Source organism: Burkholderia sp. NLJ2, assembly GCF_049487195.1.
GTDB lineage: Bacteria > Pseudomonadota > Gammaproteobacteria > Burkholderiales > Burkholderiaceae > Burkholderia > Burkholderia pyrrocinia.
Genome location: NZ_CP137810.1, coordinates 2,611,225 through 2,625,122 on the forward strand (window position 1 = coordinate 2,611,225; position 13,898 = coordinate 2,625,122).

The 13,898-nt window shown below is 60.7% G+C and carries 11 protein-coding genes; all 11 read right to left on the bottom strand.

Annotated features, from left to right (window positions below; genetic code table 11):
- Positions 1 to 12: 12 nt before the first annotated feature.
- The 11 genes from cydX to lpdA all read right to left on the bottom strand — a co-directional run bounded on the left by cydX (position 13) and on the right by lpdA (position 13,896).
- Entirely contained in the window at positions 13 to 165 is a 153-nt protein-coding gene (gene cydX / locus R9B84_RS34220; protein ID WP_423761824.1) for a cytochrome bd-I oxidase subunit CydX, read from the bottom strand.
- A gap of 20 nt (positions 166 to 185) precedes the next feature.
- Entirely contained in the window at positions 186 to 1,325 is a 1,140-nt protein-coding gene (cydB, locus tag R9B84_RS34225; protein WP_423761825.1) for a cytochrome d ubiquinol oxidase subunit II, read from the bottom strand.
- The gene (locus R9B84_RS34230; RefSeq protein ID WP_423763538.1) at positions 1,312 to 2,949 is read right to left on the bottom strand and encodes a cytochrome ubiquinol oxidase subunit I; all 1,638 of its coding nucleotides are present in this window, start codon (positions 2,947 to 2,949) and stop codon (positions 1,312 to 1,314) included. Before R9B84_RS34230 ends, cydB begins: the two co-directional genes overlap by 14 nt.
- Positions 2,950 to 3,000: 51 nt before the next feature.
- Positions 3,001 to 3,681, bottom strand: a complete 681-nt coding sequence (locus R9B84_RS34235; RefSeq protein ID WP_322067082.1) for a DUF6781 family protein — start codon at positions 3,679 to 3,681, stop codon at positions 3,001 to 3,003.
- 23 nt (positions 3,682 to 3,704) lie between these two features.
- Complete coding sequence (phbB, locus tag R9B84_RS34240) at positions 3,705 to 4,451, bottom strand: acetoacetyl-CoA reductase (RefSeq protein ID WP_423761826.1); 747 nt, start codon at positions 4,449 to 4,451, stop codon at positions 3,705 to 3,707.
- Positions 4,452 to 4,481: 30 nt separating this feature from the next.
- Positions 4,482 to 5,657: an acetyl-CoA C-acetyltransferase gene (locus R9B84_RS34245; protein ID WP_423761827.1), complete on the bottom strand. Its 1,176-nt coding sequence runs from the start codon at positions 5,655 to 5,657 to the stop codon at positions 4,482 to 4,484.
- Positions 5,658 to 5,689: 32 nt separating this feature from the next.
- Positions 5,690 to 7,357, bottom strand: a complete 1,668-nt coding sequence (gene phaC / locus R9B84_RS34250) for a class I poly(R)-hydroxyalkanoic acid synthase (protein ID WP_423761828.1) — start codon at positions 7,355 to 7,357, stop codon at positions 5,690 to 5,692.
- A gap of 33 nt (positions 7,358 to 7,390) precedes the next feature.
- Positions 7,391 to 8,716: an NAD(P)/FAD-dependent oxidoreductase gene (locus tag R9B84_RS34255; protein ID WP_322067078.1), complete on the bottom strand. Its 1,326-nt coding sequence runs from the start codon at positions 8,714 to 8,716 to the stop codon at positions 7,391 to 7,393.
- A 5-nt stretch (positions 8,717 to 8,721) separates the two neighbouring features.
- Complete coding sequence (lipA, locus tag R9B84_RS34260; protein ID WP_423761829.1) at positions 8,722 to 9,675, bottom strand: lipoyl synthase; 954 nt, start codon at positions 9,673 to 9,675, stop codon at positions 8,722 to 8,724.
- A 14-nt stretch (positions 9,676 to 9,689) separates the two neighbouring features.
- On the bottom strand, positions 9,690 to 11,972 hold the full coding sequence (locus R9B84_RS34265; RefSeq protein WP_322067076.1) for an NADP-dependent malic enzyme: 2,283 nt from the start codon (positions 11,970 to 11,972) through the stop codon (positions 9,690 to 9,692).
- Between the two features lie 157 nt (positions 11,973 to 12,129).
- Positions 12,130 to 13,896 (bottom strand): dihydrolipoyl dehydrogenase, encoded by a 1,767-nt coding sequence (lpdA, locus tag R9B84_RS34270; RefSeq protein WP_423761830.1) that lies wholly within the window; start codon positions 13,894 to 13,896, stop codon positions 12,130 to 12,132.
- Positions 13,897 to 13,898: the final 2 nt, after the last annotated feature.

Genomic DNA, 13,898 nt, shown 5'->3' on the forward strand with positions numbered 1-13,898 from the left:
CGCGCACGGCGATTATTCATCGAGTGCGGCTCGCGACTCGAATCGCTCACGCGTGGCCGCTTCATCAAGTTCGCCGAACGCATAAGAAGACTCGAGCCACAAGGCGTTAACGACGCCAAACGCGAGAGCCACTCCCAATCCGAGCATCCAGGTGAAATACCACATGAGTAGCCCCTACAGTACTGTCAGTACAGTTTCGTTGATTGATCTCGAATCATTTCCACGGTGATCTTTCCGCGAAGCGTGCGATAGACATAGTTCGTGTAAAGCACGATCAGCGGCACGAATATCACCGCTACGAACAGCATGACCTGCAGCGTTCTCGGGCTCGACGTAGCGTTCCATACGGTAAGGCTTGCCGCCGGATTCTCCGACGATGCGACCAACACGGGAAATAACGCGACAGCCACGCTGCCGACGACAGATAGCACTGCTATCGAACTCGCACAAAAGGCGGCAATCCAATGTTGTGACCGACTAAGAATCGCGGTCGCGACGGAACACGACCACGCCGATACCGGCAAGGCCGCTAACCACGGGTAACGTACGAAGTTCCGTGCCCAACCGCCTGCGACGAACTGCGATGACAGGTAGTTCTCGTTTTGCGTCGCTGCGGGCATCAACAATGACGAGACGTGTAGGCCAGGCAAGGTTGTGGCAACCCATAGCGCGCAGGAGGCGAAGAGCACCGCGAATGCGAGCGCCGCGCCCGTTGTCCATCGGCCTATCTCGATAGAGAATGTTGAATCGACACGCCTTTGCACGTACGCACCACCGTGCATCATGCACATCGCAACGGTTGCCAAGGCAACGGTAACCGGAAATGCGTGGAGTAAGTCGAATAGCGTCACATGGCAGTCGAGACGGTAGTCTTGATCGAGCGTGAACGGTAGCCCAACAAAAAGGTTGCCGGCTACCAGGCCGAACAAGGAAGCCGATATGAATCCGCCACCACACAACACGCTATCCCAGGTAACTCGCCACCATCGACTTTTCAGCTTACTCCGATAGTCGAATCCGACAGGTCTCGCAAAGAGCGAAAAAAGCGCGAGCATCATCGGCACGTAGAGACCCGAGAAGGTCACGCCGTATACCAGCGGCCACGCAGCAAACGTCGCGCCGATCGCGCAGATGAGCCAGGTCTGGTTTCCCTCCCATGTCGGTCCGATCGCATTAAGCACAACGCGGCGCCGTTCGTCGGACTTCGCGACCCATGGAAGCAGTATCAACGCGCCAAAATCGAACCCGTCCGTTACTACGAAAGCGCAGAACAGGACCACGATCAGAATCCACCAGGTCAGCTGCAATGTATCAGGCGCCAACATGAGCCCTCCCTTTCTCCATCGCGGCCGTTTGAGCCTCAAAGTGATAGCGCCCCGATCCGAGACTGCTTGGCCCCCTGCGGGCATACTTGAACATCAGAAAGAGCTCAATACCGAGCAGCAACGTATAGATGCAGGCGAGTCCGCCGAGGCTGAAATACAGGTCGCCACGTGAGGCGCTCGATGCACTCAGGAACGTCGGCAACACACCGCTGATGGTCCACGGCTGCCGCCCATATTCCGCAACGAACCAACCGAATTCAGCCGCAATCCACGGTATCGGAATCGACCAGAGCGCGAGCCTCATCAGCCATCGCTGCGGCGCGACGTTGCGGCGTGCAAGAAAATAGAACGCGCATCCGAACAGAATGAGCAGCCAGAGCCCGAGCCCAGCCATGCAGCGGAATGCCCAGAACATCGGCGCGACGCGCGGAATGGTATCCCGAGCCGCAGAGTCGATCTGAGCGTCCGTCGCATCGACAACGCTTGACGTGTATTTTTTCAGCAAGAGTCCAAAGCCGAGATCGTTCTCATATCGACGCCAGGCCTCCAGCGCGGCTGCATTGCGACTTCCGTTCCGGATTTCTTGCAACGCAGCGTACGCCTGCTGCCCGCGCCGAATTCGCTTCACTGCGTCGGCGCGAAGTTCACGGATACCGATCACCGGCGTATCGACGGAGCGCGTGGCTATCAACCCCAACAGCCAAGGGACGTAGATTGCATAATCGGACGTTTCGCGCGCCTCATTCGGAATGCCAAACAACATGAATGGAGCCGGTGCCGGCTGAGTCTCCCATTCCGCCTCGATCGCCGCGAGCTTGACCTTCTGCACCTCGCCCGTCGTGTACCCTGACTCGTCGCCCAGCACGATCACCGACAGCACCGACGCCAATCCGAACGCAGCGGCGATCGCAAACGACCGTATCGCGAACGCGACGTCGCGCCCTTTCAGCAGATACCAGGCACTAGTACCGAGCACAAACGTTGCCGCTGTGACGTAGCCGGCAGCCACCGTATGGACGAACTTGACCTGCGCGACAGGATTGAAGATCACCTCGGTGAGACTCGTCATCTCCATGCGAAACGTTTCAGGATTGAACGCAGCGCCGACCGGATTCTGCATCCAACCGTTTGCGACAAGAATCCACAGCGCAGAAAGATTCGACCCGACCGCAACAAGGAATGTCACCGCCAGATGTTGTACGCGCCCGAGCCGATCCCAGCCGAAGAAGAACAAACCGACGAACGTAGATTCGAGAAAAAAGGCCATCAATCCTTCGACAGCAAGCGATACGCCGAATACGTCACCTACGTAGTGCGAGTAGTACGCCCAGTTGGTGCCGAACTGAAATTCGAGCGTGACGCCCGTCGCGATGCCCATCGCGAAATTGATGGCGAAAAGCTTCCCCCAGAATTGCGTCATATCCCTATAGATGATCTTGCCCGTCATGACATGCAACGCTTCCATGATGAACAGCAACCATGAAAGCCCGAGCGTCAACGGTACAAACAGGAAGTGATACAACGCGGTGATACCGAACTGCACCCGCGAGAGGCTGACGACTTCGGGATCGATGCTCAACAGTGTTCTCCCAGGGGGTGCAACTCGGGGAATGCGGGCAAGCATGTTCCAAATATGCCCGCGTGCAGGTGAAAGCCAGTCAGTCAAGCTGCCGTGTCACTCTCCGTCAGGGGACGGAGCAAGGTACGCGGCGCTCGACATCGCTTCGCACATACCCATCAAGACACCGCTCGCGAGCGTCGCGTAGTGATCCAGAATCGCCTGCGTCGCATGCTGCCCAAGCGCGCGGCCGTCAGCCGCTGCTTGTTTCGTCTGCGACATCAGCTGCTCGACCGCGGTCTTCGCGCTCGGTCCCGACGACGTTCCGGCCTGCCTGAATGCGCGAATCGCGTCGACCCACGGTCCATGCATCGGCGGCGCCGACGCTTCGGCCGCGCGATCCATCGCCGCAAAGAAGGCAGACTCGAGACCCTCGACCTGTTCGACAGCATCGCGGATCTGCGGCGTGCGCAGATCTGCCCCCTGTTCAAATAGATGCTGCAGCGTACGGCGATGCACATCGATGATCCGAACCATTGCCGCGTCCATCCCCTCCACGGCCTCGGCCAGAAGCTGCACGCGGCCAAGGGCACCGCTCGGGTTCTGCGCAACACCTGCTGACGCCGCTGCAACTACCGCCTGCAGCGTATCGATCGTGCTTTTGAGCGTCAGCTCCCGCCCCTGCAATGCCCTCAACATCGCATCGCGCACCGCCTCTTGTAATGCTTCCCCTTGGGCAGCGCTGGCTTCCGCGAACTGCCGGATGAGGGCGTCATGATCCGTCTTCAAGATATCCATTTCCTCTCCGTACGCATGTCGACTTACTGCATGTGCTGGCCGCCGTTAATCGCAATGTTGGCGCCGGTTACGAATGCCGCTTCCTCGGATGCGAGATAGATAATCAGACCTGCGACTTCCTCCGGCTTGCCGAGGCGACCAACCGGAATTTGCGGCAGAATCTTCGAGCTCAACACCTCCTCGGGGATCGCCGTCACCATCTTCGTTCCGATGTATCCCGGCGAGATCGTGTTCACCGTCACGCCTTTCTTCGCCACCTCCTGTGCGAGTGCTTTCGTGAATCCGTGGACACCCGCCTTGGCCGCCGAATAGTTGGTCTGGCCGAATGCGCCTTTTGAGCCATTCACCGACGACACGTTGATGACGCGGCCCCAGCCACGCTCGACCATCCCGTCGACTACCTGCTTGGTCATGTTGAACAGGCTGTCGAGATTGGTTCGCATCACGGCGTCCCAATTGACCTTGTCCATCTTCTTGAAGGTCATGTCGCGCGTGATACCCGCGTTGTTCACAAGCACGTCGACCGCACCGACCTGCGCCTGCACCTCCGCCACCGCACCGCTGCACGAATCGAGATCCGCAACATCGCATGCGACGGCGACGATGTCGTAACCGCGCTCCTTCATGCGTGCGACCCATTCCTCATGCGACGTGTTGCCAGGCGAATACGTTACGACCACCCGATAGCCGGCATCCGCCATCTTCGTCGAGATGGTTTCGCCGAGCCCACCCATGCCGCCCGTCACCAGTACCACGCGTTGCTCACTCATTTGTATCTCCAGTCGTTATTGAAAGTGCGCTCAACGCTCGATGGCGAGCGCCACACCCATACCGCCGCCAATGCACAGCGATGCCAGCCCGCGGCGAACGTCTCGCCGAATCATTTCGTGAAGTAACGTGACCAGAATGCGCGCACCGGATGCACCAATCGGGTGACCAATGGCGATCGCACCACCGTTCACATTGATCCTGCTGGTGTCCCAGCCCATCTCCTTGTTTACAGCACATGCTTGTGCTGCAAAGGCCTCATTGATCTCGAGAAGATCCACGTCCTGCACGTTCCAGCCGGCTTTTTCGAGGCAACGCTTCGACGCGGGAACAGGCCCCATACCCATCATGCTCGGGTCAAGACCCGCAGACGCATAGGCCGCGATCCGCGCCATCGGCTTGAGACCGAGCTCGCGTGCCTTCGTTGCGGACATCATCAGCACTGCGGCCGCACCGTCGTTCAAACCGGAAGCGTTACCGGCGGTTACGCTTCCGGTTTTCGAGAACGCGGGCTTTAGACTGCCCAGAGCTTCTGCGGTCGTACCAGGCTTGATGAACTCGTCGCGGTCGAACACCACGACGCCCTTTTTCGATGCAACCTCAACCGGCACGATCTCGGCGACGAACTTGCCGGCGAGTTGAGCAGCCTCGGCTTTCTGTTGTGACGCAGCGGCGAACTCATCCTGCGCTTCGCGCGAAATGCTGTACTCCTGTGCGACGTTCTCTGCCGTGATACCCATGTGGTACTGGTTGTAGACATCCCACAGACCGTCATGAACCATCGTATCGGTCAACTTCCAATCGCCCATGCGGCACCCTTCGCGTGAACGCAGAAGCACGTGAGGCGACGCACTCATGTTCTCCTGCCCGCCTGCAACGATGATCCCGGAATCGCCGCAGCGGATCGCCTGTGCGGCCAGATGGGTGGCCTTCAATCCCGAGCCGCAGACCTTTCCCACGACGAATGCGGGGACCCCATGTGGCATACCCGCCTTGATAACGGCCTGCCGCGCAGGATTCTGCCCACCGCCTGCCGTCAGCACCTGCCCCAGAATCACCTCGTCGACCTGATCTGCCGTGACACCCGATCGCTCGAGCAACGCTTTGATCACGACTGCACCGAGGTCCGGCGCCGCCACCGAAGCGAGCGAGCCGCCGAACTTCCCAACCGCCGTGCGGGCAGCGCCAACAATGACTACGTCTTCCATCTCTACCTCCACTAGAAATCGATCTACTTGTTCTAGATGGCCTTCGCCACCGCGAATCGCCCCGGTGCGGGTTCCATCACCGGAAAGCAGTCGTTGCCGGCGTGTGGTGGCGGCTCGACATTCGCGCCCCCATGCGTGTGCAGCCACTCCATCCACTCCGGCCACCAACTTCCCTCTTGGCGCACCGCACCTGTAAGCCACGCATCCGGGTCCGCGCGGATCTCGCCGGCCCAATGATGACGCTTACGCTTTGCGGGGGGATTCACGACACCGGCGATATGCCCGCTCGCGCCGAGCACGAATCTCGTCGATCCGCCAAGCAGCCGTGTACTGGCGTACGCGCCTTTCCAGGGCACGATGTGATCGTCTCGAGACGCGAACACGAATGCCGGGATGTCTATGCTGGCGAAATCGACGGGTTGCCCGCACTGAACCGTTCCGCCCGGCACGCGCAAGCGGTTCTCGAGGTAAGCATTGCGCAGGTACCAGCAATACATCGGTCCCGGAAGATTGGTGTGATCCGAATTCCAGAACAGGAGATCGAATGCGGCCGGGCGTCTCCCGTTCAGATAGCCGCTCACGACATAAGGCCAGATCAGATCGTTCGCACGCAGCGATGCAAATACGTTCGCAAGCTCAACGCCTCGCAACACGCCGCCCCGGCCAATCGTCATCTCGCGTGCCGCAACCATTGCCTCAGTCACGAGCAAGCCGATCTCCCCTGCATCGAAGAAGTCGAGCAACGTCGTCAGCAGCGTCACGCTTGCCGCGCGGGACTCACCACGCGCCGCAGACACCGCGAGCGCACACGCGAGCAGCGTCCCGCCGATACAGAATCCCAACGTGTTGACCTTGTCGGCTCCACTGATATCGCGTGCAACATCGAGCGCTCGCAATACGCCTCGTTCGATGTAATCGTCCCATTGCAGTTGTCCGCATGTGGCGTCGATGTTGCGCCACGACACCAGGAACACGGTCTGGCCCTCGCGCACCGCGTAGGCGACCAGTGAATTCTCGGGCTGAAGATCGAGGATGTAATACTTGTTGATGCAGGGCGGCACGATCAGCAACGGACGCTCGCGAACCGACGCTGACGTCGGCGCATACTGAATCAGCTGCATCACCTCGTTCTCGAATACCACGCTTCCTGGCGTGACAGCGAGATCGACACCGACCGAAAACGCGCTGTCGTCCGACATCGTGACCGCGCCTTTCGCGAGATCCTCGAGGAATAGACGCAACCCTTCGATCAGACTCGCTCCTCTCGTATCCAGCGCCGTCTGAAGTGCCTCCGGGTTCGTCACAAGGTAGTTTGCCGGACTAACGGCATCGAGTATCTGACGCAACATGTAGCGCCACCGGCCCTTGGTGCGATCGTCCACAGGCATTGCGGACAGGGCTTTGTCGAACCCCTCGCATTGCGCCAAATAGTGCTGCGCCAGCGCGATATAACGCGGGTCCTTCTTCCACGCGTCGTCGCTGAAGCGTCGATCCTCGGTCGCACGAACGGCCATCTCATTCAACACGTTTGGCGCTGCCCAAAGCGCTCCCAACTCAGGAAGGCCGTTGAGCTGCCACGGAGCAAACGCCTCGCACGCATTTCGCCAGGCTCGCGCTGCATCGTCTGCGGGTGTGTCGAGCGTCCACAAGCGCATCAGATCGCGCCACCAAGCGCTTGGGTCAGGATGGTTGGTTTCCATATTTGTTCTCTTGCAATCGGATGTCACGCCGGCTCAATGTAATTTCACGTGCTGACCGCCGCGGCGCGTGAGCAATCTCGCCAGTGTGTCAACGATCACCTTGGGCCACCCATGCAGCGCCAACTCATGCATCTTGTAGAGCGATTCGTACATGACGCGCGCAAGCATGCCCTCGATCATGAGACTGCCTCCCATTGGGCCACCCATCATGTTGCCGACGGTGCTGAACTTGCCGAGCGACACGAGCGAACCAAAGTCGCGGTACCGATAGTCGCGCAGCGGCTTGCCCGCCAACTTCAGCTTCATCTGCGTCACCAGATGCGCTGCCTGCTGGTGAGCCGCCTGAGCGCGCGGCGGCACATTACCGTCAGTGCCACTACATGGGCATGCGGCACAGTCACCGAACGCAAAGATGTCCGGATCCCGCGTTGTCTGAAGCGTGGCGCCGACGACCAATTGGTTGATGCGGTTCGATTCGAGACCGGCGAGGTTACTCAGGAAGTCTGGCGCCTTGACACCGGCAGCCCAGACGACGAGTTCCGCCGCCAACATTCGTCCGTCCGCGAGACACACGCAGTCACCGCTGACTTCCGCCACGCGTGCACTTGTGTGTACCTCCACGCCCAGTTTGTCGAGCAACCGCTCGGTTGCCTGCGAAAGCCGCGGCGATAGGGCAGGCAGCACGCGATCAGCAGCTTCGATGAGGCTGACTTTGATGTCCTTGTCGGGATCGATTCGATCCAGTCCATATGCAACCACCTCACGCGTCGTGCGATGAAGCTCCGCCGCGAGTTCAACGCCGGTGGCGCCCGCGCCGATGATCGCGACATGAAGTTGCTCTGGCCTGAGTGGTGCCGCTTGGGTGTGAGCGCGAATACAGGCGTTGACCATCCGAGCATGAAACCTTTTCGCATCGCTTTGCGATTCGAGCCTCACCGTATGCGCCTGTACACCCGGGGTCCCGAAGTCATTCGTCCGGCTCCCGATCGCAATGATCAGCGTGTCGTACCCGAAGACCCGAGCCTGCGTAACGTTCTTTCCCTCGTCGTCGATGAACGGCGCCACGTGAATCTCGCGCCGTTCTCGGTCGAGTCCCACCATTTCGCCGATGCGATACCGGAAACCGTGTCGATGCGAATGCGCCAAGTAGTCGACTTCGTGCGCACTCGTGTCCATGCTTCCGGACGCGATCTCGTGCAGTTTTGGCTTCCAGACGTGCGTGCGATGACGATCTACGAGCGTGATCTCTGCAGCGCGCCCCCTGCCATACTTCCTGCCAAGGCGCGTGGCCAGCTCGAGACCGCCAGCACCACCGCCGACGATGACAATACGATGCGGTTTCTGGCGTGCACTGTTCATGATCGTCACAGTCCTGCCGCGTGGGCTTGATTGTCAGCGTGGTAACTCGAACGCACCAGCGGCCCGCACGCAGCGTGCGTGAACCCGAGGTGCTGCGCGTGCTGCCGAAACGCATCGAACTGCGCTGGCTCGACGTAACGAAGCACCGGCAGGTTGCCTGCGCGCGGCTGAAGGTATTGCCCGATCGTCAGCATGTCCACGTGATGTGCACGCAGGTCGCGCATGACGTCGTGCACCTCCGCATCCGTCTCGCCTAGCCCCAGCATCAACCCGGACTTCGTCATCACGTCGCTGCGCCCCCGCTTGAATTCGGCAAGAAGCCTCAGCGAGTGTGCATAGTCCGCGCCTGGTCGTACCGCCCGGTACAGGCGAGGCACCGTTTCGAGGTTGTGGTTCAGCACATCAGGCGGATCAGCCACCAACCGCTCGATCGCCAGCTCAAGACGCCCGCGGAAATCCGGCACCAGCACTTCGATTTGCGTCTCGGGCGACTGGTTGCGGATCGCACGGATGCATGCCGCAAAGTGCGCTGCTCCTCCGTCGCGCAGATCGTCGCGATCGACGCTCGTCACAACGACGTACGACAGCCTGAGTCGCGCCACTGCCTCGGCAAGCCGGTCCGGCTCTTCCGGATCCGGCGGACGCGGCCGACCATGCGCGACGTCGCAGAATGGGCAACGGCGCGTACAGAGGTCACCCAGCACCATGAACGTGGCCGTGCCGCGACTGAAGCATTCACCGATGTTCGGGCACGCCGCCTCCTCGCAAACAGTGTGCAGGTCGCCCTCACGCAGCAAGCGCTTGACCTCACGAAACGCAGGACCGACGGGCAAAGGCACACGCAGCCATGAGGGCTTGATCTGTGCCTCCGGCGGAACAGGCTGGATCGGAATCCGCCGTGTTTTGGCATCGCCACGCTGCCCTTCGGCGGCGGGCACCGCTGGATTGCGGATGTCCATTGCATGCCCTCCGGTCAGGCGCCCACGCGTTCCGATGCTGCGTCGACGACGGCCAGCGCCGTCATGTTAACGATGCGGCGCACGGTCGACGCCGGCGTGAGAATATGCGCGGGACGGGCAGCCCCAAGGAGAATCCCCCCGACGGTGATACCGTGGCCAGCCGCGACGCGGAGCAGGTTGTATGAGATATTCGCGGCGTCCACATTCGGCATCACAAGTACGTTGGCCGTGCCGTCGAGATGCGATTCGGGAAATTCACCGTCCAGGACGGCGCGCGACAGTGCCGCGTCACCCTGCATTTCCCCTTCGATCGCGAGTCTGGGATCTCGCGCTCGAACCATCCTCAGCGCATCGCGCATCTTCCGTGCAGATGGCGCGTCCGATGAACCGAAATTGGAGTGGGACAACAATGCCACGGACGGGATGACGCCAAAGCGGCGCACCTCTTCCGCGGCCAGCAGCGCGATCTCGGCGATTTGCTCGGAATTCGGATCGCGATTGACGTGCGTGTCGCAGATGAACAGTTGGCGCTCCGGCAGCATCAGCATCTGCATCGCGGCGAGCGTGCTCACACCTTCTCGTGTCCCGATTACTTCCTGTACCGCAGACAGGTGCTCCGTATAACGACCGACCGTTCCGCACAACATGGCATCCGCGCGCCCCGTGCGCAGCAACATCGCAGCCAGCAGCGTGCTCTGGCTGCGCATCCGCGCGAGCGCCAGCGAACGCGACACGCCGTCACGGCGCCGCATCTCGTAGTAGGCTTCCGCGGAGTCTACATAGACTTCAGGATCGAGCGGATTCACGAGATCGCAGTTCTCACCCGGCGACAACCTAAGATCGAATCTGACGATTTCTTCCATGATTACATCGGGCCGTCCGACGAGTAACGGACGCGCGAGGCCCTCGTCGATCGCAACTTGCGCGGCACGCAGCACGCGTTCGTCTTCCCCTTCCGCGTAAATCACTTTCTTCGGCGAACGCTTCGCGGCCGCAAACACCGGCTGCATTGCGCTGCTCGATCGATAGACGAACTGACTCAGTTGCTGCCGATACGCGCTGAGATCGGCGATCGGCTCCTGGGCAACGCCGCTGTCTGCCGCAGCCTTGGCGACCGCCGGCGCAACCACTTCGATCAGGCGCGGATCGAACGGCTTCGGGATCAGGTATTGCGGCCCGAAGCGCAATCCATGTGCACCGTACGCCTGTGCAACGCTCTCGGGAATCTCGGCGTGCGCCAGCTCTGCAATCGCGTGCACCGCCGCCAGCTTCATTTCCTCGTTGATCGTCGTGGCGCCCGAGTCGAGTGCACCGCGGAAGATGAACGGGAAGCACAGAACGTTGTTGACCTGGTTCGGATAATCGGATCGCCCCGTCCCGATGATCGCGTCAGGGCGGACTGCCAGCGCCACTTCGGGCATGATCTCCGGCGTCGGGTTCGCCATTGCGAGAATGATCGGATTCGGCGCCATTGTCGCAACCATGTCCTGCGTGAGCACGCCGCCCGCGGACAGTCCAAGGAAGATATCGGCGCCGGGGATCACCTCCGCCATCTTGCGTGCGTCCGTGCCGCGCGCGTAGCGCGCCTTGTTCGGATCCATGCCCTCGGTCCGTCCGATATAGACGACACCAGTCGCATCGCAGACAAACACGTTCTCACGCCGCAGGCCGAGACTGACTGCCAGATCCAGGCACGCAAGCGCAGCAGCCCCTGCTCCGGACGCCACCAGCTTGACCTCTTCGATCTTCTTGCCGACGCATTTGAGTGCATTGAGCAACGCGGCAGCCGCGACGATCGCGGTACCGTGCTGATCATCGTGAAAGACCGGGATCTTCATTCGTTCCCGCAACTTCGACTCGATATAGAAGCACTCGGGCGCCTTGATGTCCTCGAGGTTGATACCGCCGAAGGTAGGCTCCATGCGGGCGATCGTATCGATCAGCGCGTCCGGGTCGTTTTCCGCGAGTTCAATGTCGAACACGTCGATGCCGGCAAACTTCTTGAACAGACAGCCCTTGCCCTCCATCACCGGCTTGCCGGCCAGCGGACCGATATTGCCCAGTCCGAGCACGGCAGTCCCGTTGGTGACAACGGCAACGAGATTCCTGCGCGCGGTCAGATTCCCCGCCTCCTGCGGATCGTTAAAAATCGCCATGCACGCCTCGGCGACGCCCGGTGAGTACGCCAGCGCGAGATCTCGCTGTGTCGCCATTGGCTTGGTCGGGGTGACCGAGATCTTGCCGGGAACCGGATAGCGGTGATAGTCGAGTGCGGCGTCGCGCAGTTCGTCTGCCATGGAAATATCTCCGTTGCAAAGCCAGGCCACCGCATATGCGAGGCGCCAGACATTTAGTTATACGAATAATTGTAGAGCGGTGGCCAATGGGACACACACCGTGACAGGCGTCCGTGGCGAACCGGACCCTGACGGGTTCCGATTCGCCGTGCCAACCCTATTTTTTCTTTACCGGCGGCAGATCCGTGCAGACGCCTTCGAATACCTCCGCTGCCATACCGACAGATTCGCCCAGCGTGGGATGAGGATGGATCGTTTTGCCGATGTCGGCGGGCTCGCATCCCAGCTCGATCGCGAGACAAACTTCGCCGATCAAGTCACCCGCATGCGTGCCGACAATGCCTCCGCCAATCAAGCGGTGCGTCGCTTCGTCGAACAGCAGCTTGGTAAAGCCCTCGTCGCGGCCGTTGGCGATCGCACGTCCCGACGCAACCCACGGGAACACTGCTTTCGCATACTTGATACCTTCGGCCTTGCATTGCTCTTCCGTTTTGCCTGCCCATGCGACCTCAGGATCGGTATAGGCCACCGACGGAATTTGCCGCGCATCGAAATGCGTGGTTTCGCCGTGCGCGGCTTCTGCCGCGACGTGCCCTTCATGGACCGCCTTGTGCGCGAGCATCGGCTGGCCGACGATGTCACCGATCGCGAAGATGTGCGGCACATTTGTGCGCATCTGGCGATCGACTTCGATAAATCCGCGCTCGGTGACTGCGACCCCCGCATTCTCCGCGCAGATCTTCCGGCCGTTCGGGCTTCGCCCGACGGACACCAGCACCATGTCGTAGCACTGCGGTTCTGGCGGCGCCTTATCGCCTTCGAAGCTCACGTAGATGCCGTCAGGCCGTGCTTCCGCCTTTGTCGTGCGCGTTTTCAGCATCACATGCGCGAAGCTGTCGCTATTGAATTTTTCCCATACCTTGACGAGGTCGCGGTCGGCGCCAGCCATCAAGCCATCGAGCATCTCGACGATATCGATGCGCGCGCCGAGCGACGAATAAACAGTCGCCATCTCCAGGCCGATGATGCCACCGCCCACCACCAGCATCCGCCTCGGAATCCGGTTGAGCTTCAGCGCGCCTGTCGAGTCCACCACACGTTCGTCGTCCGGCATGAACGGCAGCTTCACCGCCTCGCTGCCAGCCGCAATGATCGCCTTGGCGAACCGGATGATCTTCCTGCCACCCTCCGGCAATGCGACCTCCAGGTGATGCGGGTCGCGGAATCCGCCCGTACCGTGAATCACCTCGACCTTGCGTGCCTTTGCCATTCCGGCCAATCCGCCGGTGAGCTTGTGAATCACGCCGTCTTTGAACGAACGCAGCGCATCGATATCGATCTCGGGTTTGCCGTATCGGATACCGTGATCGGCGAGCCGAGATACCTCGGTCATCACGCCGGCCGTATGCAGCAGTGCTTTCGACGGAATACAGCCGACGTTCAGGCACACGCCCCCGAGCGTTGGAAAGCGCTCGACGAGTACCGTCTTCATTCCGAGGTCGGCCGCGCGAAATGCAGCGGAGTAGCCGCCCGGGCCGGCGCCCAGAACGAGCATGTCGCATTCGATATCGGCGTTGCCACTGAAGTGGGCTGCGTTCGGGAGCGCTGCCTGCGATTGCACCGACTCCGTCGACGACGGCGCAGGGAAAGACGCCGTGGGCTGCTCCGAAGCCGTTTTGCTTCCGGTCGCCTCAAGCATCAGAATGACGGTCCCTTCGCTGACCTTGTCGCCCATCTTGACCGTCAGCTCCTTCACGACGCCCGCGTGACTCGACGGAATCTCCATCGAAGCCTTGTCGGATTCGACCATGATCAGCCCGGTATTGACCGCAATGATCTCGCCCGGTTTGACCAACACCTCAATCACGGCGACATCCTTGAAGTCGCCGATGTCGGGAACCTTGACTTCTACACGTTGTGTCATTT

Bases quoted from the DNA above. Each gene is read 5' to 3' on its own strand.
- phbB (WP_423761826.1), bottom strand. From the start codon at position 4,451: ATGAGTGAGCAACGCGTGGTACTGGTGACGGGCGGCATGGGTGGGCTC.
- R9B84_RS34255 (WP_322067078.1), bottom strand. From the start codon at position 8,716: ATGAACAGTGCACGCCAGAAACCGCATCGTATTGTCATCGTCGGCGGT.
- lipA (WP_423761829.1), bottom strand. From the start codon at position 9,675: ATGGACATCCGCAATCCAGCGGTGCCCGCCGCCGAAGGGCAGCGTGGC.
- phaC (WP_423761828.1), bottom strand. From the start codon at position 7,357: ATGGAAACCAACCATCCTGACCCAAGCGCTTGGTGGCGCGATCTGATG.
- R9B84_RS34230 (WP_423763538.1), bottom strand. From the start codon at position 2,949: ATGCTTGCCCGCATTCCCCGAGTTGCACCCCCTGGGAGAACACTGTTG.
- R9B84_RS34235 (WP_322067082.1), bottom strand. From the start codon at position 3,681: ATGGATATCTTGAAGACGGATCATGACGCCCTCATCCGGCAGTTCGCG.
- R9B84_RS34245 (WP_423761827.1), bottom strand. From the start codon at position 5,657: ATGGAAGACGTAGTCATTGTTGGCGCTGCCCGCACGGCGGTTGGGAAG.
- cydB (WP_423761825.1), bottom strand. From the start codon at position 1,325: ATGTTGGCGCCTGATACATTGCAGCTGACCTGGTGGATTCTGATCGTG.
- lpdA (WP_423761830.1), bottom strand. From the start codon at position 13,896: ATGACACAACGTGTAGAAGTCAAGGTTCCCGACATCGGCGACTTCAAG.
- cydX (WP_423761824.1), bottom strand. From the start codon at position 165: ATGTGGTATTTCACCTGGATGCTCGGATTGGGAGTGGCTCTCGCGTTT.
- R9B84_RS34265 (WP_322067076.1), bottom strand. From the start codon at position 11,972: ATGGCAGACGAACTGCGCGACGCCGCACTCGACTATCACCGCTATCCG.